We start from the raw sequence: 18,833 nt of genomic DNA on the forward strand, positions 1-18,833 counted from the left end.
GTGAGCCCACTCATCGAGGGCTTCATCATGCTTGATTCATTTCGCCATATTGGCTTGGGTACAGCACTGCTTGTGGCTGCATTTGCCACGCAGGCATCGACTGGCCTAGAAACCGCCAGGCAAATGCAGAACAACTACGACGCCACGCCCGCCCAGTGCGAGGGCAAAGCCGTACCTGCCCATGCCTGTTCGGGTGTGCTGCTGCGCTCGACCAAGCCGTCACCGCGCTATCACACCTGGCATCATAGCCAGAACAGCAAAGACAAGGGCGGCGTATCGTTCTCCTACCTGCGCAGCGATATCCCCACGACCCGGCTGGCTGCCGATGGCCGCAGCGGCTTCACCCTGTACCCAATGCTGCAACGTCCGCAAGGCTCCCTACGCTACGAAATGCTGTGCGCCTGGCCCACGGACGGCGATACCTGGGAACGCGACAATCGAGGCTGCGGCGATAACCGGCAAACTGCCGAAATCGAGGCAGCCTGCCATGAACAGGGGGTGTTCACTGCCGAACAATGGATGACGCGCTTCAGGCAGAGCAAGGATTATAAACGCCAATGCGCCTTCGACATCCGCCGCGCGAGGGTGCCGGAACGGGCAGAGGCCTTCTATCAAAGCCTGCGCGCAAAACAATTGTTCGCCCGTGAGCTGCCGTTTCCCTGGAACGAAGTGTTGATTGGCGCCTGGGACGAAGCGAGCGCAGATCGCCTGCCGATCCAGTCGTTTTTCCACATCGAGGGCGAGCATGGTGCCCTGCAGCAGGCTCAAGCCGACCAGCAGGACTGGCACCAGACTTATGGCAGTTTCATTCCGGTGATTCGTATCCGCCTACCGGACAACGTGACTGAGCGTGCCATATTCAGCTACCACGACAGTGATCAGGCCGTGGCGCTGCCCTGAGCCTGCTGGTATGCCCGCAAGCCCTTGAACGCTTGCTGGCGTACCTTGTTCTGGACGAGCGGCGACCAGCCGAGCAGCAGGCCTGGAGCACCCAGCGCCTGCCGCGCCCAACGCCACAGGTCGAAGGAGTCGTCATGCTGGCAAATCAGCCCATCGCGGATCACGAAGCGCGCCTGAATATCGTTGACCACCGTACGACCGGTCTGGCTGAACAAGTAGGTGGCCACCCAGTGTGCGTGACCAACGCGCTCGTCTGCGCTGACATTGTCGAAGGTCAGGGTGAAGTCCTTGGCACGCGAAGTCAGCATTCGCCACATATCGCCTGCGTCCTTGCCACGCAAGGTGCCGAACACCGGGTCGCTGAAAACGATATCGTCGCTGTAGCAGGCAATCATGGCCTCTGCGTCGAGGCGCTGGAACGCTTGGTAAAAGCGGGTAATCAGGGCGCGGTTGGCGTCGCTCATGGGGGCTGGTCCGTGCTGGGTCGAGAGCAGCACGATAATCCGCTCCGTTCGCATATGCCAGTGCCGGCCCCGTCAGACCTTCTCGCTGTTCACCTGCACATGCATGGCTCGCCCGGCCCCTAACCCGAACACGATAGCCCCTAGCCCCAGCACGGCAAAAATCCAGCCCACGGCCGCCCAGCCCCCGCTCAAGTCATGCACCAAACCCACCGCAAACGGCCCCATCGAAGCCAACGTATAGCCCACCCCCTGGGCCATGCTCGACAGGTTGGCCGCCACATGCGCATCTTTCGAACGCAGCACGATCAAGGTCAGCGCCAGGGCGAAGGTACCGCCCTGCCCCAGGCCCAGCAGTACCGCCCAGCCCCACAGCCCGGAAATCGGCGCATACAGGCAACCGAACAAGCCGGCCAGGGTAATCAGCATGACCACCACGATCGCCAGCCGCTGGTCCTTGCCGCGGGTGGCCAACCATGGCGCACTGAGCGAACTGACCAACTGCACGATCACTGACCCAGACAGCACCAACCCCGCCTCGGTCGGGCTCAGGCCCCGACCAATCAGGATCGATGGCAACCAGCCGAACACAATGTAGGCCAGCGACGACTGCAGCCCCATGTACAAGGTCACCTGCCAGGCCAAGGGATCACGCCACAGCCCACGCACGCGATAGGCCACCTTGTGCAAGCCATGCCCCTGGCGTGCCTGAGGCAGCCAGACCAGCATGGCCAGTAACGCCGGAACCGCCCAGAAGCCCAGCCCCAGCGCCCAGCTGCCGTCGAAGCGCTGTGTCAGAGGAACGGTGGCCCCCGCTGCCATGGCTGCGCCCAGGCATAGCGCCATGGTGTACACGCCGGTCAGGGTGCCGGCGTGCTGCGGAAAGTCGCGCTTGACGATACCTGGCAAGAGCACACCGATGATACCGATGCTGGCCCCGGCCATCAGGCTGCCGAAAAACACCCCGATAGCACCGAAGCTACTGCGCACCACGATGCCCAGCGCCAGGCTGGCAAGGATGCCGAGGATCACCCGTTCACTGCCGAAGCGACGCGCCAGCACTGGTGCCAGCGGGGCGAACAGGCCCAGGCACAGCACCGGCAAGGTGGTCAGCAGGCCAGCCAGCGAGGCGTTCAGCCCCAGGCCTGCGGACACCTGGCCAAGCACCGGCGCCATGCCCGACAACGCCGGGCGCAGGTTCAGCGCCACCAGCACCAGGCCGAGCAGCAGCAACCACGGCCGCCGCAGCAGCACTGGCTGCTGCTGGACCTGCTCGTCGTCCGCCTCGGCATCGATCAGCAGCTCATCGAGATCCCGTTCAGGTAGCGGGGTATTGCGGGTGATGGATTCAGCCATGACATTCTCGGCTCAGGATTCGATAAGGGTACGGCTCAGGCGTTTGGCCCGCTCCGCATCGCGTTGCTCGATGGCATCGAGGATCTGCCCATGCAGGTCGAACGTAGCCTGGCAGCGCGGAACAGTGGTCATGTTGTGCTGCAGCGCAGCAGCCACCACCCCGGAAAAGTAGCGGTACAACTCGCTGAGTGCCGGGTTGTGGGCGGCATCGACCAACCGTTGGTGAAACACCAGGTCGCAGGCAACGTAGGCTGCAACATCCCCATGAAAATGCCCGGCACTGACTACCAGGGCATCACGCAACGCCTGCAGGTCGGCATCGGTACGCCGCAGCGCGGCCAGGCCGATAGCCTCTGCTTCCAGGATGTGGCGGGTTTCACGGGCATGTTCAGGTGAGCAGCGTGACATCGCCTGCACGGCCTGTAGCGGATCCTGGGCCGTGCGCAGGTAACTGCCATCGCCCTGGCGAATTTCCACCAGGCCACTGAATGCCAGCACGCGCATGGCCTCACGCACGGTATTGCGGCTGATCCCCAGCTCCACGGCCAAAACCGGCTCGGTAGGCAGACGCTGGCCGATTTGCCAGTCGCCCTGAAGAATGCGTTCGCGCATGCGCTCGACGGCAAGTTCGACCAGAGAGCGCCTGGTCAATTCGCTGTTCATTTGACTCAACCAATCATCCGATGAATTCGCGGAGCTTAATGGAAAGCCTCCCGCACAGCAATTCAACTGGCATTTCTGCCAATTGCGAGCGCGCGGGGTTGTTGCAACGCTTCACCCCGACCTCATCGAGGCATGCCCTATGTCGATTAGTGGAACCCTACGCTGTACCGCCCTGCTGCTGGCTGCGCTGCTGATCAATGGCTGCGACTTCAAACCGCTGCAAACGCAACCCAAGACGCTGATCATCGGCATGGACGGCGTCCAGCTTCAGCGCTACGAACAGCTGGGCGGCGATACCAACCTGCACAAGCGTCTGCTCTATGGCAAGGCCTATGCCGGCGGCATAACCGGGCGGGCCAGCGAGCAGGCTACGGTCAGCGGCCCGGGGTGGGTCACCCTGTTGTCAGGTGTGTGGGCCAACAAGCACAAGGTGGATTCCAACTCGGAAGCCTTGCGGATTGACCCTGGGTTCCCCAGCCTGTTCAAGCGACTGCGTGACGCGCTGCCGAACGCCCATATTGCCAGCATCATCAATTGGTCGCCGATCAACACCGCCTATCTGCTGGTCGACGCGCAGGGCAACAATGTGCGCGAAAGCGGACTGAATGATGAGCAGGTCACCGCGCGAACCCTGCAGATACTTGGCAATACCCCGGCCGATTTCACCTTCATTCAGCTCGACGAACCCGACCAGGTCGGCCACGCCAGTGGCTTCGGGCCGGCCTATCAGGCAGCCCTGCGCGAAGCTGACGAGCGCCTTGGGCGCCTGCTGGACAAGGTGGAAGAGCGGATGTCCCAGCAACCGCAGGAGGACTGGCTGGTGATTGTCTGCACTGACCACGGTCGTGATTTCTGGGGCACTGGCCACGGCGGTGTGACCGAGCAGGAGAAGACGGTGTTCATCGCCAGCAACAAACCGTTGAATGGAGAGCTGAACCAACCCAGCATTCCCGAAGACAACCCTGGACCCAACAACTTGTATGGCTACGCAGCGCAAACATCGGTGGCCCCGACCGTGCTCAGGCATATGGGCCTCAACCTGCTGCCGGAATGGCTGCTTGATGGGACGCCGCTACTGGGCGCAACCGGCGTGCGCAAGGCACGGGCCATCGAAGCCGAAGGCAAATTGTTGTGGAACAGCGACTCGCCAGGGACCGTGATCATTCACAAAAATGGCCAGGTCGTCGCCAATGCGCAGGCTCACTTGCAGCAGTGGACCGATCCAGAAGGCATGCGCCAGGCCAACGACTACGTGCTCGAACTAGATGGCACGCCGGTCGCAGTGCGCACCCGGCCAGCCAGCGCGCGATTGAATATCGAGGAAATCAGGTACTGAGCGGGCCTGTCCTGCAGGAGCGGATGTCTCCACTCCTGCAGAATCCCTGGCTCAGCTCAACGCATCGAGCAACGCCTGGTTCATTTCCGGCGTGCCAATGGTGATACGCAGGAACTGGTCAATGCGCTCCTGCTTGAAGTGCCGTACGATCACGCCCTGCTCGCGCAGGCGGGCCGCCAGTTGCGCCGCGTCCTGCCGAGGATGGCGGGCGAAGATGAAGTTGGCCGCCGATGGCAATACCTCGAAGCCCTTGCCGACCAACTGTTCCACCAGCGCTTCACGGCTGTCGATCACCTTGCGGCAGGTGGCCTGGAAGTAGGTCTTGTCCTCGAAGGCAGCTGCAGCGCCCACGATCGCCATGCGGTCAAGCGGGTAGGAGTTGAAGCTGTTCTTGATCCGCTCCAGCGCCTCGATGAGGTCCGGGTGGCCGACCGCCAGGCCCACACGCAAACCGGCGAGCGAGCGGGACTTCGACAGGGTCTGGGTCACCAGCAGGTTGTCGTAGCGATCCACCAGGCTGATGGCCGTCTCACCGCCGAAGTCGATGTAGGCTTCGTCCACCACCACCACCGAGTCGCGGTTGGCTCGCAGCAATTGCTCGATCGCCTGCAACGGCAGCAGGCAGCCGGTCGGCGCGTTAGGGTTGGGGAAGATTATCCCGGCATTGGGTTTGTCGTAGTCAGCAATGCGGATCTGGAACTGTTCATCCAGCGCCACCTGCTCGAACGCAATGCCATACAAGCCGCAGTACACCGGGTAGAAGCTGTAGCTGACGTCGGGGAACAGCAACGGGCCGCGAGCATGCTGGAACAAGCCGTGGAAGATGTGTGCCAGCACCTCGTCGGAGCCGTTGCCGACGAACACCTGCGCCGGGGTCACGCCGTAATACTCGGCCACCGCCTGCTTCAGCCGGTCACTGTTCGGGTCCGGGTACAGGCGCAGGTTGTCGTTCAGCTCGGCACGCATGGCCTCCAGCGCCTTCGGCGATGGGCCATAGGGGTTCTCGTTGGTATTCAGCTTGACCATGCGGGCCAGCTTGGGTTGCTCGCCCGGCACGTAAGGCACCAGGCCCTTGACGAAGGGGCTCCAGAATCGACTCATGCTCAGTTCCCCTTTTCTTGGGTCAGGATACGGTATTCAGCGCTGCGGGCGTGGGCGGTCAGCGATTCGCCACGGGCCAGGACCGAAGCTGTGTGGCCCAGTTCGGACGCGCCCTGCTCGGAGCAGAAGATGATCGACGAACGCTTCTGGAAGTCATACACCCCCAGCGGCGAGGAAAAACGCGCGGTGCCGGAAGTGGGCAGCACGTGATTGGGGCCGGCGCAGTAGTCGCCCAGTGCTTCACTGGTGTGGCGGCCCATGAAGATCGCGCCAGCGTGGCGAATATGCGGCAGCCAGGCCTGCGGGTCGGCCACCGACAGCTCCAGGTGCTCCGGTGCGATACGGTTGGCCACTTCAATGGCCTGCTGCATGTCACGTACCTGGATCAACGCGCCACGGCCGTTGATCGATTTCTCGATGATCGCGGCACGTTCCATGGTCGGCAGCAACTTGTCGATGCTGGCGGCAACGCGGTCAAGGAAAGCGGCATCCGGGCTGACCAGGATCGCCTGGGCGTCTTCGTCGTGTTCGGCCTGGGAGAACAGGTCCATGGCAATCCAGTCCGGGTCGGTCTGGCCGTCGCACACCACGAGGATTTCCGACGGGCCGGCGATCATGTCGATACCCACCTGGCCGAATACATGGCGCTTGGCGGTGGCGACGTAGATGTTGCCCGGGCCGACGATCTTGTCTACCTGCGGCACACTCTCGGTACCGTAGGCCAACGCGGCAACAGCCTGGGCACCACCGACGGTGAACACCCGGTCGACACCGGCGATGCAGGCTGCCGCCAGCACCAGCTCGTTGACCTCGCCACGTGGGGTCGGCACCACCATGACCACTTCGGCCACGCCGGCAACCTTGGCCGGGATGGCATTCATCAGCACCGACGACGGGTACGACGCCTTGCCACCCGGCACGTACAGGCCGGCACGGTCAAGCGGGGTGACCTTCTGGCCGAGCACGGTGCCGTCGGCTTCGGTGTACTGCCAGGAGTCCTGCTTCTGCCGCTCGTGGTACAGGCGCACGCGGCTGGCGGCCTTTTCCAGGGCTTCGCGCTGGGCAGGGGTAATGCGGGTCAGCGCCAGTTCCAGGCGTTCGCGCTTGAGGATCAGGTCGTCGATCGACTTGGCATCGACACCATCGAAACGCTGGGTGAGCTCCACCAGCGCCGCATCGCCACGCTCGCGCACGGCCTTGATGATGTCGAGCACGCGTTGGTTGACCGCGTCATCGGACACACTTTCCCAGCTCAGCAGATGATCCAGATGTCGGGCGAAATCCGGATCAGCAGCGTTGAGACGGGCAATTGCAGTGGACACGGTCATGGCGAGGGCCTCGATTATTGGCGAATGCTCAGGCGCCCTAGGCTACCAGTCCATCCGCGCGGGCACCCGAGAAAAGTGGCTATGACGCGGATAGACGGGCGCGACAGCGAAGGCCGCGCGCAGGAGTCAACCGCGGTGTCGCGACTCGACCGCTTGGCGTAGTGTGTCGATCAGGCTCTGGATACGGGCGTGCTGCATTTTCATGGAGGCCTTGTTGACCACCAGGCGCGAGCTGATCGTGGCGATCAGTTCCTGAGGCTCCAGGCCGTTGGCACGCAGGGTATTACCGGTGTCGACCACGTCGATGATCTTGTCGGCGAGGTTGATCAGCGGCGCCAGTTCCATCGAGCCGTACAGCTTGATGATGTCTACCTGACGGCCCTGTTCGGCGTAGTAGCGCTTGGCTACGTTGACGAACTTGGTAGCCACGCGCAGACGGCCCTTGGGCTCGGCTGCACCGACCACGCCGGCGGTCATCAGCTTGCAACGGGCAATCTGCAGGTCCAGGGGCTCGTACAGGCCCTGGCCGCCATATTCCATCAGCACGTCCTTGCCGGCCACACCCAGGTCGGCGGCACCATGCTCGACATAGGTCGGCACATCGGTGGCGCGCACGATCAGCAGGCGCACATCGTCCTGCGTGGTGGGGATGATCAGTTTGCGGCTCTTGTCCGGGTTCTCGGTCGGCACGATACCGGCTTCCGCCAGCAGCGGCAGGGTATCGTCGAGAATACGGCCTTTGGAAAGCGCGATGGTCAACATTGGAACGTCGGTCCTCAAGCGGCTACTGCCGGCCGGGCCACTGGCCCGACCGCATTCAATTCATCAGGCCCAGGCATGGGGTGAGCAGGCTCACCTCCATACCTGAACCGGCAGACGACTAGCCCGGTACGCGACGGATTCTCGCGCCCAGCATCTGCAGTTTCTCTTCGATGCACTCGTAACCACGGTCGATGTGGTAGATGCGATCGATCAGCGTGTCGCCTTCGGCTACCAGTGCCGACAGCACCAGGCTGGCGGAAGCACGCAGGTCGGTGGCCATGACCGGGGCGCCCTTGAGCGTATTCACGCCGGTGACGATTGCGGTGTTGCCTTCGACCTGGATCTGCGCGCCCATGCGGTGCATTTCATAGACATGCATGAAGCGGTTTTCGAAGATCGTCTCGATCACGGCGCCAGTGCCTTCGGCAATGGCGTTGAGCGAGATGAACTGCGCCTGCATGTCGGTCGGGAATGCCGGGTACGGGGCGGTACGCAGGTTGACGGCTTTCGGCCGCTTGCCGTGCATGTCCAGCTCGATCCAGTCTTCGCCGGTGTTGATGTCGGCGCCAGCTTCCTTGAGCTTTTCCAGGACTGCTTCAAGGATGGTCGGGTCGGTGTCCTTGACCTTGACGCGGCCACCGGTCACGGCAGCGGCAACCAGGTAGGTACCGGTCTCGATACGGTCCGGCATCACGCGGTAGTTGGCCGAAGCCAGGCGCTCGACGCCATCGATGACGATGGTGTCGGTACCAGCGCCCTGGATCTTGCCGCCCATGGCGTTGATGAAGTTGGCCAGATCGACCACTTCCGGCTCGCGCGCGGCGTTCTGCAGCACGCTGCGCCCCTTGGCCAGGGCTGCGGCCATCATGATGTTCTCGGTACCGGTCACGCTGACGGTGTCGAAGAAGAAGTGCGCACCGCGCAGGCCACCTTCAGGTGCCTTGGCCTTGATGTAACCGCCCTCGACTTCGATCTTCGCGCCCATGGCTTCGAGACCACGGATGTGCAGGTCGACCGGCCGCGAGCCGATGGCGCAACCGCCAGGCAGGGCCACTTCGGCCTCGCCGAAGCGGGCGACCATCGGGCCCAATACCAGGATCGAGGCACGCATGGTCTTGACCAGTTCGTACGGCGCGACCAGGGTCTTGATGGTACGCGGGTCGATCTCTACCGCCAGCTTTTCGTCGATCACAGGCTCGATGCCCATGCGCCCGAAGAGCTCGATCATGGTGGTGATGTCGTGCAGGTGCGGCAGGTTGCCTACGGTGACCGGGCCGTCGGCCAGCAGGGTCGCCGCCAGGATCGGCAGGGCTGCGTTCTTCGCGCCCGAAATGCGGATCTCGCCATCAAGGCGAGCGCCGCCAGTAATAATCAGTTTGTCCATTGGAATCTCGCCGCCACGTTGGCTCAGGTGCGCTCAGCCCAGGCTGCGCTGCTGAAAAATTTCATGGTTACCGCATGGATGCTGCCATTGGCGATCCACGGATTCAGGTGAGCATAGATCGCCTGCTGGCGTTTGACCGGGCTCAGGCCAGCCAACTCGTCGCTGATCACGTTCAACTGGAAGTTGCAGCCTTCGCCTTCAACTTCGACCCGGGAACCCGGCAATTTCTCTTCAAGGAAGCTTTTAACTTCTACGGCCTGCATGCTCAACCTCAATCGGCGCCCGATGCGCACGGGTCGGCCATCATACAAAAAAGCCCCTCGCCTGCGAAGCCCAACGAGGGCTTCACTGACCGAGGGGCCATCATTTCCGTATTGCCATCAGCTTGCCAGCACTTCGTCGAGGTCATAGACCTCGGCAATTTCGCGCATGTCGTCGGGCATGTTGCGCACCTGGCAGCCCTTGCCGGCTGCCTGGGCATCGCGCATGAAGGCCAGCAGCAATGACAGGCCGACACTGGTGGAGCGCTGCACTGCCGCGCAATCGAGCACCACCTGCGCCTCGCGACAGGCGCCGATCAGCGCCTTGCCCTGCTTGCGCAGCACCGGGCCGCTGCGGTAGTCCAGCACGCCAGCCAGGCGCAGCACGCCCGGCTCGGCCATGCTCACAGCAGCCTCACTCATTTGACAGTCTTCTCCGGGGAGTTGTCGGCGGCCTGCTTGGCCTTGGCCACTTCACCGGCCCAGCCGTCGATGGTCTTGTCCAGATCGCCACCGTTGCGCTGCATGGCGTCGGCGAACTGGTCACGGAACAGCTTGCCGATATTGATGCCGTTGACGATCACGTTACGCACCTTCCACTCGCCGCCGAGGTTTTCCAGGGTGTACTGCACCGGGTACACGGCACCGTTGTTGCCGGTGACCTTCATGCCGACACTGGCGCGCTTGCCGTCATCGGCCTTGGCCGGGTCGACGGTGATGCCCTGGTTGTTGTATTCGAGCAGGGCGTTGCCATAGAACTGCATCAGGCTACGCTTGAAGTTTTCCTGGAAGCGCTGCATCTGCTCCGGGGTGGCCTTGCGCGAGTACTTGACGGTCATGATGCTGCGGGAAATACCGTCTGCGTCAACCACCGGGCCGAGAATGCGATTCAGCGCATCGTAGAAGGCGTTGGGGTTGGACTTGTATTGTTCCTTGTTGGCCTTCAGGTCGCCGAGCAGTTCGGTGGTGGTGCCCTGAACCACATCATGGGGCGTCTGTGCGGCCATGGTCAGCAGGGGGAAGGCCGCCAGCAGGACCAGCAGGCCACGTCGCAGGATGGAAATCATGGAAACTCCTTAATTAGCCGGTTGCGCTTCTTTCGGTTCCTTGCCAACGGAGTTGAGCAGGAACTTGCCAATCAGATCTTCCAGCACCAGGGCAGACTGGGTGTCATGGATGGTCGCGCCATCCTTGAGTACCTGCTCTTCACCGCCCACGCTGATGCCGATGTACTTCTCGCCCAGCAACCCGGCAGTCAGGATCGAGGCAGTGGAGTCGACCGGCAGATTGTCCACCGACTTGTCCAACTGCAGCGTCACCCGACCGGTGTAGGAATCGCGGTCCAGGTCAATGGCGGTGACCTTGCCGATGGTCACACCGGCCATGGTCACTTTAGCTCTGACCGTCAAACCGGCGATATTGTCGAAGTAGGCGTAAACTTTATAGGTATCGCTGCTCGGGCTGGCCGACAGGCCGCTGACACGCAGGGCCAGCAGCAGCAGCGCCAGGATCCCGGCCAGGAGGAACAGGCCGACACCGATTTCCAGGGTGCGGTTTTGCATCAGAAATCTCCAAACATCAAGGCGGTCAGAATAAAGTCCAGACCCAGCACTGCCAACGAGGCATAGACCACGGTCTTGGTGGTGGCACGGCTGATCCCTTCTGAGGTGGGCTCACAGTCGTACCCCTGGAATACGGCGATCCAGGTCGTGACGAAGGCGAATACCAGGCTCTTGACCAGCCCGTTGAGCACGTCGTCGGTGAACGAAACACTGTTCTGCATGTTGGCCCAGAACGAGCCCTCGTAGACGCCCAGCCAGTCCACGGCCACCCACGAGCCACCCCAGATGCCCACCACGCTGAAGATCAGCGCCAGCAATGGCAGCGAGATGAAACCGGCCCACAGGCGCGGTGCGACGATGTACTTGAGCGGGTCGACACCGATCATTTCCAGGCTCGACAGCTGCTCGGTGGACTTCATGTTACCGATTTCAGCGGTCAGCGCAGAGCCAGCGCGGCCGGCGAACAGCAAGGCGGTTACCACCGGGCCCAGCTCACGCAGCAAGGTCAGGGCGACCATCTGCCCCACGGCCTGCTCCGAGCCGTACTTGGTCAGGATGCTGTAGCCCTGCAGCGCCAGTACCATGCCGATGAACACCCCGGACACGACGATGATCGCCAGCGACAGCACGCCCACCGAGTACAGCTGCTTGGTCAGCAGCTGGAAACCGCCACCGATACCGCCGCGGCCGACCAGGGCGTGGAACAGGAACAGGCAGGAACGGCCCAACACCGCCAGCACGTCGATTGCCGAACGCCCGAGCAGGCGCACACGTTCGAGTAAGGATTTTCTGCGCATCAACGCGCCCCCAGCAGGTCGGCGCGGTAGTCCGGCGCGGGAAAATGGAAAGGTACCGGACCGTCCGGGTCGCCTTTCATGAACTGGCGAATGCGCGGGTTGTCCGACCCCATCAGCTCGTCAGGGGTACCCTGGCCGAGCACCTGGCCGTCACCCACCACATAGATGTAGTCGGCGATGCTGGCGGTTTCCGCCAGGTCATGGGAAACCACGATGCTGGTGATGCCCAGCGCATCGTTGAGCAGACGGATCAGGCGCACCAGCACTCCCATGGCAATGGGGTCCTGGCCGACGAACGGTTCGTCGTACATGAGGATCTGCGGGTCCAGGGCAATCGCCCGGGCCAGCGCTACCCGACGCTTCATGCCACCGGACAGTTCGTCCGGCATCAGGTCGATGGCACCGCGCAGGCCCACGGCCTGCAGTTTCATCAGCACGATGTCACGGATCATTTCGTCCGACAGCTGAGTGTGCACGCGCAGCGGGAACGCGACGTTCTCGAATACATCGAGATCGGTGAACAGCGCGCCGCTCTGGAACAGCACCCCCATTTGCTTGCGGGCATCGAACAGGTCGCTGCGCGACAGCGTCGGCAGGTTCTGCCCGGCAACCCAGACCTCACCGCTGGAAGGGCGTAATTGCGCGCCCATCAGACGGAGCAACGTGGTCTTGCCGCACCCCGATGGCCCCATGATACCGGTGACCTTGCCGCGCGGGATGCGAATGTCGACGTTGCTGAAAATGCTGCGCGAACCGCGTTTGAAGGTAACCCCCTTCAACTCGACCGCGTAGGCGCTATCCACACTCATCTAGACTCCTTGCTGATGCAGCCTCGTCCTAATGGACGCTGGCCTCCATCTGGAAGGCACACGCGCCCCTGGCAGGCCGAATAGCGGCGAACTATAGCACCGCTGACAGCGCCGCCCCAAGGCCGGCTAACGAGTCGTTCAGCACGGTGACAGGCTGATGAGAGATTCGCCGCGGCAATCGAAAGCGTGAGGGTTTCTTCCATTGCAGCTATAATCGCCGCCTTTTCATCAGGCATTGCTTTTTCGACATGAGCCAATCCAGCGAGCTGATCCAATCCGCCCAACGCACCCTGCGCCTGGAAGTCGAGGCCGTAGAGGCCCTGCTGGCGCGCATCGACGACAATTTCGTCAAGGCCTGCGAACTGATCCTGGCCAGCAAGGGCCGGGTCGTCGTGGTTGGCATGGGCAAGTCCGGGCACATCGGCAACAAGATCGCCGCCACCCTCGCCAGCACCGGCACGCCGGCGTTTTTCGTGCACCCCGCCGAGGCCAGCCATGGCGACATGGGCATGATTACCCGCGATGATGTCATCCTGGCCCTGTCGAATTCCGGCAGCACCGCCGAAATCGTCACCCTGCTGCCACTGATCAAGCGCCTGGGCATCAAGCTGATCAGCCTGACCGGTAATCCGGATTCCCCCCTGGCCCAGGCGGCCGAGGTCAACCTCGACGCGCGCGTCGAGCAAGAGGCATGCCCGCTCAACCTGGCCCCCACCTCTTCCACCACCGCCTCGCTGGTACTCGGCGACGCCCTGGCCATCGCCCTGCTCGAAGCCCGTGGCTTCACCGCCGAGGACTTTGCCTTCTCGCACCCGGGTGGGGCGCTGGGCCGCCGCCTGCTGCTGAAGGTCGAGAACGTGATGCACGCCGGTGACGACCTGCCCCAGGTTCCGCGCGGCACCTTGCTCAAGGACGCCCTGCTGGAAATGTCCCGCAAAGGCCTGGGCATGACCGTGATCGTCGAAGCCGACGGCAAGCTGGCCGGGATCTTCACCGACGGCGACCTGCGCCGCAGCCTGGACCGCAACATCGACGTCCACACCACCCTGATCGACCAGGTCATGACCGTGCACGGCAAGACGGCCCGCGCCGACATGCTCGCGGCCGAGGCGCTGAAAATCATGGAAGACCACAAGATCGGCGCCCTGGTGGTGGTAGACCGCGAGGACCGCCCCACCGGCGCCCTGAACATGCACGACCTGCTGCGCGCCGGCGTAATGTAAAGGAGCGATGGAATGAACCAGGACCTCATGCAACGCGGCAAGCACATCAAGCTGGCAGTGTTCGACGTGGATGGCGTGCTCACCGACGGGCGCCTGTACTTCCTCGAGGACGGCAGCGAATTCAAGACCTTCAACACCCTCGACGGCCAGGGCATCAAGATGCTCATGGCCTCGGGCGTGACCACCGCGATCATCAGCGGGCGCAAGACCCCGGTGGTCGAGCGCCGCGCCAGGAACCTCGGCATCCCGCACCTTTATCAGGGCCGCGAGGACAAACTGGTGGTACTTGACGGCCTGCTCGCCGAACTGGGCCTGAGCTATGCTGAAGTGGCCTACCTCGGCGACGACCTGCCGGACCTGCCGGTGATCCGCCGGGTCGCCCTGGGCATGGCGGTGGCCAACGCCGCCCCATTCGTTCGCCAGCACGCCCATGGCGTGACCCAGGCACGTGGCGGCGAAGGTGCGGCCCGTGAATTCTGCGAACTGATCATGCAGGCCCAGGGCACCCTGGACGCTGCCAACGCCAACTACCTGTAAGGCTGCCCATGTTCAGCAAGAAAGCCCGCAACATTGCGCTGCTCGCAGTGATCGCCGCCCTGCTGGTGGCGATCGGCTACTGGAATGTCAGCCCGGAGAGCTTCCTCGACAAACCGGTAGCCCGGACCGACAAGAGCGCCATCGATTACTACGCCGTCAACGCCCACAGCGTGCAGTTCCTGCCCGACGGCAAGCTGCAGTATGAAATGACCGCCGACAAGGTCGAGCACCTCAAGGCCAGCGAAATCACCCTGCTGACCACGCCGGACCTGCACCTGTACCGCGGTACTGCGTTCCCGTGGCACGTACAGAGCACCCGCGCCGAGGTCAACCCGGACGGCAGCGAGGTTGAACTGATCGACAACGTACGGGTTGCCCGCAGCGACGAAAAACAGCGCGAAACCATCATTACCAGCTCGCGCATGACCGTGTTCCCGCAGAAGCAATATGCGCAGACCGAGCAAGCCGTTAGAATCGACGGCGCCGGTGGCACGACTACGGGCAAAGGAATGAAAGCGTATTTGAAAGAAGGCAAGATGGACTTGCTCTCTAACGTAAGAGGACAGTATGAGGCTCGTTAAAACCCTCCCCCTTTTGCTCAGCCTGAGCGCAGCACTGGGAAGCGCGAGCGCCCTCGCCCTGCCGAATGACCGTGACCAGCCTATCCGCATCCAGGCCGACAATGCCCACCTGGACGACAAGCAGGGCGTGGCCACCTATACCGGCGACGTGATCATCACCCAGGGTTCGATGATGATCAAAGGCAACACCGTGACCATCACCCGCTCCGCCTCCGGCGACATCGACGTGGTGACTTCGGTGGGCAACCTGGCCTACTTCGAGCAGCAACAAAGCGCCGCCAAGGCGGACAAGATGAAAGGCTGGGCAGTCACCATCCAGTACCAGTCGCAGAAGGACATGGTGATCCTTACCGATCGCGCCAAGGTCGAGAACGAAGGCAACACCACCGAAGGCGAAAAGATCGTCTACAACACCCAGACCCAGGTGGCGACCGCCGGTCGTGGTGGCAACGTGACTTCGCCGCGTCAGCGTATCGACATGGTGATCCAGCCCAAGAAGAAGGCCGAGTAAATGGCAACCCTCAAAGCCCAGCACCTGGCCAAGAGCTACAAGGGGCGGCAGGTCGTACGTGACGTCAGCCTGTCGATCGACAGCGGCCAGATCGTCGGCCTGCTCGGCCCCAACGGCGCCGGCAAGACCACCTGCTTCTACATGATCGTCGGCCTGGTTCAGGCCGATCAGGGGCGCGTGCTGATCGACAACCTCGATGTCAGCCACCAGCCCATGCATGGCCGCGCCCGCGCCGGTATCGGCTACCTGCCGCAGGAAGCCTCGATCTTCCGCAAGCTGTCGGTGGCCGATAACATCATGGCCATTCTCGAGACCCGCAAGGACCTCGACCGCGAAGGCCGTCGCAAGGAACTGGAAAGCCTGCTGCAGGAGTTCCACATCAGCCACATTCGCGACAACCTCGGCATGAGCCTGTCCGGTGGCGAGCGCCGTCGCGTCGAAATCGCCCGCGCACTGGCGACCGCGCCCAAGTTCATCCTGCTGGACGAACCGTTTGCCGGTGTCGACCCGATCTCCGTCGGCGACATCAAGCAGATCATCCACCATCTCAAGGCCAAGGGCATCGGCGTACTGATCACCGACCACAACGTCCGCGAGACCCTGGATATCTGCGAAACCGCCTATATCGTCAATGATGGCCGCCTCATCGCCGAAGGCGACGCCGAGACCATCCTGGCCAACGACCTGGTCAAAGAGGTTTACCTGGGCCACGAGTTCCGGCTCTGAACCCAGTGCGCGCCTGGAGTGCCGGCAATTCGCCCTGCAATCGAGGGTAAAGTTGTTACAGTGCTCTAGGCAAACGCTACAATTTAAGGCATAAAACTTGCTTGATCTGGCGCCCCGGCGCCCTCGTGTAGTGGATGGCGCATGCGCGCCGGCGAACAAGGTATTTAGCCCCAGCCATGAAACCATCGCTCGTCCTAAAAATGGGCCAGCAACTGACGATGACGCCGCAGTTGCAACAGGCCATCCGCCTGCTCCAGCTCTCCACCCTGGACCTCCAACAGGAAATCCAGGAAGCGCTGGAGTCGAACCCGATGCTCGAACGTCAGGAAGACGGCGACGACTTCGACAACAGCGACCCGATGGCGGACAACGCCGAGAACAAACCGGCCGCCGAAGTTCAGGACAACAGCTTCCAGGAAAGCACCACCAGTGCCGACAACCTTGAAGACGGTGAGTGGAGCGAGCGCATTCCCAACGAGCTGCCGGTGGACACCGCCTGGGAAGACATCTACCAGACCAGCGCCAGCAGCCTGCCAAGCAGCGACGATGACGAATGGGACTTCACCACGCGGACATCGGCCGGCGAAAGCCTGCAAAGCCACCTGCTGTGGCAATTGAACCTGGCACCGATGTCGGACACCGACCGACTGATTGCGGTCACCCTGATCGACAGCATCAATGGCCAGGGCTACCTGGAAGACACCCTCGAGGAGATCTGTGCCGGTTTCGACCCCGAGCTGGATATCGAACTGGACGAGGTCGAAGCGGTGCTGCACCGCATCCAGCAGTTCGAGCCGGCTGGTGTCGGTGCCCGCAACCTGGGCGAATGCCTGCTGCTGCAACTGCGCCAGCTGCCAGCCAACACCCCGTGGATGACCGAAGCCAAGCGCCTGGTCACCGATTTCATCGACCTGCTCGGCAGCCGCGACTACAGCCAGCTGATGCGGCGCATGAAAATCAAGGAAGACGAGCTGCGCCAGGTCATCGAGCTGGTACAGAGCCTCAACCCGCGCCCCGGTTCGCAGATCGAGTCCAGCGAGCCTGAGTACGTGGTGCCCGACGTCATCGTGCGCAAGGACAATGACCGCTGGCTGGTGGAGCTGAACCAGGAAGCCATCCCGCGGCTGCGCGTCAACCCGCAGTACGCCGGGTTCGTGCGCCGGGCCGACACCAGTGCCGACAACACCTTCATGCGCAACCAGCTGCAGGAAGCGCGCTGGTTCATCAAGAGCCTGCAAAGCCGCAACGAGACGCTGATGAAGGTGGCCACGCAGATCGTCGAGCACCAGCGCGGCTTCCTCGACCACGGCGACGAAGCGATGAAACCCCTGGTGCTGCATGACATCGCCGAGGCGGTAGGCATGCACGAGTCGACCATTTCGCGGGTTACCACGCAGAAATACATGCACACGCCACGTGGCATCTACGAACTGAAATACTTTTTCTCCAGCCACGTCAGCACCTCCGAAGGCGGAGAATGCTCGTCCACGGCGATCCGTGCGATCATCAAGAAACTGGTTGCGGCGGAAAATCAGAAAAAGCCATTGAGTGACAGCAAGATCGCTGGTTTACTGGAGGCACAAGGCATCCAGGTAGCCCGTCGCACCGTCGCCAAGTATCGCGAGTCCCTCGGCATCGCACCGTCGAGTGAACGCAAGCGACTGATGTAGCCCCTGAGATGCGCCACAGCGTTTGTGGGGCAGGTGCAAGACCTGCCTCTTTATGCACGGGCAACAAAGGAGAAGCTGTATGCAAGTCAATATCAGTGGACAGCATGTAGAAGTCACCCAGCCACTGCGCGATTACGTGCTTGAAAAACTCGCTCGGGTGGAAAGTCACTTCGACAAGATTACCAACGTGCAGGTCATCATGAAGGTCGAGAAGCTGCAACAGAAGGTCGAGGCGACCCTGCAGATTCCCGGCGGCGAAGTGGTTGCCAACGCCGAACACGAAGACATGTATGCAGCGATCGACGCCTTGGCTGACAAGCTCGACCGCCAACTGAAAAAACACAAGGAAAAACAGCAAAGCCTGCTGCAAGGTGCAGCCGCCCGCTGATACCCCTCATCCATGATCCGACTTGAAACCATCCTGACCCCCGGCCGTTCCCTGGTGAACGTGCCGGGCGGCAGTAAGAAGCGCGCCCTGGAAAAGGTCGCTACCGTCATCGCCGAACAAGTGCCAGAACTGGAGATGCAGGACGTCTTCGAAAAACTGGTTGCCCGGGAAAAACTCGGCTCGACCGGTTTCGGTAATGGCATCGCCATACCGCACTGCCGGCTTCAAGGATGTTCCGCTCCGGTCAGCGCCCTGCTGCACCTGGAAGCTCCTATCGACTATGACGCCATCGACGGTGCTCCAGTGGACCTGCTGTTCGTCCTGCTGGTGCCTGAAGCCGCTACCGATGCTCATCTGGAGTTGCTGCGACAGATTGCCAGCATGCTTGATCGCAAGGAGGTACGTGATCGCCTGCGTGCGGCCACCAGCAGCGAGGCCCTGTTCCAGGTTGTCCTGGACGTACAGAACGAGCACTGAA

23 protein-coding genes are annotated in these 18,833 nt (G+C 62.4%); 10 read left to right on the plus strand and 13 right to left on the minus strand.

Features of this window, described 5'->3' with window-relative positions; all coding sequences use genetic code 11:
- The first annotated feature begins 123 nt into the window (after nt 1–123).
- Nucleotides 124–900, plus strand: coding sequence for a hypothetical protein (locus tag HU760_RS19530; protein WP_186673324.1), 777 nt, complete (start codon nt 124–126; stop codon nt 898–900).
- Here HU760_RS19530 and HU760_RS19535 read toward each other — a convergent pair.
- The 3 genes from HU760_RS19535 to HU760_RS19545 all read right to left on the minus strand — a co-directional run bounded on the left by HU760_RS19535 (nt 879) and on the right by HU760_RS19545 (nt 3,380).
- Complete coding sequence (locus HU760_RS19535) at nt 879–1,364, minus strand: nuclear transport factor 2 family protein (RefSeq protein ID WP_186673326.1); 486 nt, start codon at nt 1,362–1,364, stop codon at nt 879–881. The two genes, HU760_RS19530 and HU760_RS19535, sit on opposite strands and share 22 nt — an antisense overlap.
- Before the next feature lie 72 nt (nt 1,365–1,436).
- A complete protein-coding gene (locus tag HU760_RS19540; RefSeq protein WP_186673328.1) occupies nt 1,437–2,717 on the minus strand; it encodes a CynX/NimT family MFS transporter in 1,281 nt (426 codons plus the stop codon).
- Between the two features lie 12 nt (nt 2,718–2,729).
- Nucleotides 2,730–3,380 (minus strand): FadR/GntR family transcriptional regulator, encoded by a 651-nt coding sequence (locus tag HU760_RS19545; RefSeq protein ID WP_186673330.1) that lies wholly within the window; start codon nt 3,378–3,380, stop codon nt 2,730–2,732.
- Nucleotides 3,381–3,519: 139 nt separating this feature from the next.
- Between HU760_RS19545 and HU760_RS19550 the strand changes: the two genes are divergently transcribed.
- Nucleotides 3,520–4,716, plus strand: coding sequence for an alkaline phosphatase family protein (locus HU760_RS19550; protein WP_186673338.1), 1,197 nt, complete (start codon nt 3,520–3,522; stop codon nt 4,714–4,716).
- A gap of 51 nt (nt 4,717–4,767) precedes the next feature.
- Here the strand turns inward: HU760_RS19550 and hisC are convergent, their stop codons facing one another.
- From hisC to HU760_RS19600, 10 genes are all read right to left on the minus strand, one after another.
- Nucleotides 4,768–5,817: a histidinol-phosphate transaminase gene (hisC, locus tag HU760_RS19555; RefSeq protein WP_186673340.1), complete on the minus strand. Its 1,050-nt coding sequence runs from the start codon at nt 5,815–5,817 to the stop codon at nt 4,768–4,770.
- A gap of 2 nt (nt 5,818–5,819) precedes the next feature.
- On the minus strand, nt 5,820–7,145 hold the full coding sequence (gene hisD / locus HU760_RS19560; RefSeq protein ID WP_186673342.1) for a histidinol dehydrogenase: 1,326 nt from the start codon (nt 7,143–7,145) through the stop codon (nt 5,820–5,822).
- A gap of 126 nt (nt 7,146–7,271) precedes the next feature.
- Complete coding sequence (gene hisG, locus HU760_RS19565; RefSeq protein ID WP_051096610.1) at nt 7,272–7,907, minus strand: ATP phosphoribosyltransferase; 636 nt, start codon at nt 7,905–7,907, stop codon at nt 7,272–7,274.
- A gap of 118 nt (nt 7,908–8,025) precedes the next feature.
- A complete protein-coding gene (murA, locus tag HU760_RS19570; RefSeq protein WP_186673343.1) occupies nt 8,026–9,291 on the minus strand; it encodes a UDP-N-acetylglucosamine 1-carboxyvinyltransferase in 1,266 nt (421 codons plus the stop codon).
- Between the two features lie 23 nt (nt 9,292–9,314).
- Nucleotides 9,315–9,554: a BolA family protein gene (locus tag HU760_RS19575; protein WP_003255121.1), complete on the minus strand. Its 240-nt coding sequence runs from the start codon at nt 9,552–9,554 to the stop codon at nt 9,315–9,317.
- A 117-nt stretch (nt 9,555–9,671) separates the two neighbouring features.
- Complete coding sequence (locus tag HU760_RS19580) at nt 9,672–9,974, minus strand: STAS domain-containing protein (RefSeq protein WP_186673345.1); 303 nt, start codon at nt 9,972–9,974, stop codon at nt 9,672–9,674.
- On the minus strand, nt 9,971–10,618 hold the full coding sequence (locus HU760_RS19585; protein WP_186673347.1) for an MlaC/ttg2D family ABC transporter substrate-binding protein: 648 nt from the start codon (nt 10,616–10,618) through the stop codon (nt 9,971–9,973). The genes HU760_RS19580 and HU760_RS19585 overlap by 4 nt, the downstream gene beginning before the upstream one ends.
- Nucleotides 10,619–10,627: 9 nt before the next feature.
- Nucleotides 10,628–11,113 carry an outer membrane lipid asymmetry maintenance protein MlaD gene (gene mlaD, locus HU760_RS19590; protein ID WP_170028411.1) on the minus strand — a complete coding sequence of 162 codons (486 nt, stop codon included), beginning with the start codon at nt 11,111–11,113 and terminating at the stop codon, nt 10,628–10,630.
- Nucleotides 11,113–11,910 carry a lipid asymmetry maintenance ABC transporter permease subunit MlaE gene (mlaE, locus tag HU760_RS19595; RefSeq protein WP_186673349.1) on the minus strand — a complete coding sequence of 266 codons (798 nt, stop codon included), beginning with the start codon at nt 11,908–11,910 and terminating at the stop codon, nt 11,113–11,115. The genes mlaD and mlaE overlap by 1 nt, the downstream gene beginning before the upstream one ends.
- A complete protein-coding gene (locus tag HU760_RS19600; protein ID WP_012270662.1) occupies nt 11,910–12,719 on the minus strand; it encodes an ATP-binding cassette domain-containing protein in 810 nt (269 codons plus the stop codon). The genes mlaE and HU760_RS19600 overlap by 1 nt, the downstream gene beginning before the upstream one ends.
- Nucleotides 12,720–12,967: 248 nt before the next feature.
- Between HU760_RS19600 and HU760_RS19605 the strand changes: the two genes are divergently transcribed.
- From HU760_RS19605 to ptsN, 8 genes are all read left to right on the plus strand, one after another.
- Entirely contained in the window at nt 12,968–13,942 is a 975-nt protein-coding gene (locus HU760_RS19605; RefSeq protein ID WP_170028409.1) for a KpsF/GutQ family sugar-phosphate isomerase, read from the plus strand.
- A 12-nt stretch (nt 13,943–13,954) separates the two neighbouring features.
- The gene (locus tag HU760_RS19610; protein ID WP_186673351.1) at nt 13,955–14,479 is read left to right on the plus strand and encodes a KdsC family phosphatase; all 525 of its coding nucleotides are present in this window, start codon (nt 13,955–13,957) and stop codon (nt 14,477–14,479) included.
- Nucleotides 14,480–14,487: 8 nt separating this feature from the next.
- Nucleotides 14,488–15,060 carry an LPS export ABC transporter periplasmic protein LptC gene (gene lptC, locus HU760_RS19615; RefSeq protein WP_186673353.1) on the plus strand — a complete coding sequence of 191 codons (573 nt, stop codon included), beginning with the start codon at nt 14,488–14,490 and terminating at the stop codon, nt 15,058–15,060.
- Nucleotides 15,047–15,571, plus strand: a complete 525-nt coding sequence (gene lptA, locus HU760_RS19620; protein WP_186673355.1) for a lipopolysaccharide transport periplasmic protein LptA — start codon at nt 15,047–15,049, stop codon at nt 15,569–15,571. Before lptC ends, lptA begins: the two co-directional genes overlap by 14 nt.
- Nucleotides 15,572–16,297, plus strand: a complete 726-nt coding sequence (gene lptB, locus HU760_RS19625; RefSeq protein WP_186673363.1) for an LPS export ABC transporter ATP-binding protein — start codon at nt 15,572–15,574, stop codon at nt 16,295–16,297.
- A gap of 176 nt (nt 16,298–16,473) precedes the next feature.
- Nucleotides 16,474–17,967: an RNA polymerase factor sigma-54 gene (locus HU760_RS19630; protein ID WP_186673365.1), complete on the plus strand. Its 1,494-nt coding sequence runs from the start codon at nt 16,474–16,476 to the stop codon at nt 17,965–17,967.
- A 79-nt stretch (nt 17,968–18,046) separates the two neighbouring features.
- Complete coding sequence (gene hpf, locus HU760_RS19635) at nt 18,047–18,355, plus strand: ribosome hibernation-promoting factor, HPF/YfiA family (RefSeq protein WP_003255135.1); 309 nt, start codon at nt 18,047–18,049, stop codon at nt 18,353–18,355.
- A 12-nt stretch (nt 18,356–18,367) separates the two neighbouring features.
- Nucleotides 18,368–18,832 (plus strand): PTS IIA-like nitrogen regulatory protein PtsN, encoded by a 465-nt coding sequence (ptsN, locus tag HU760_RS19640; protein WP_186673367.1) that lies wholly within the window; start codon nt 18,368–18,370, stop codon nt 18,830–18,832.
- Nucleotide 18,833 lies beyond the last annotated feature (1 nt).

The sequence above is a fragment of the Pseudomonas oryzicola genome (genome assembly GCF_014269185.2).
In the GTDB taxonomy this organism is placed as follows: Bacteria; Pseudomonadota; Gammaproteobacteria; order Pseudomonadales; family Pseudomonadaceae; genus Aquipseudomonas; species Aquipseudomonas oryzicola.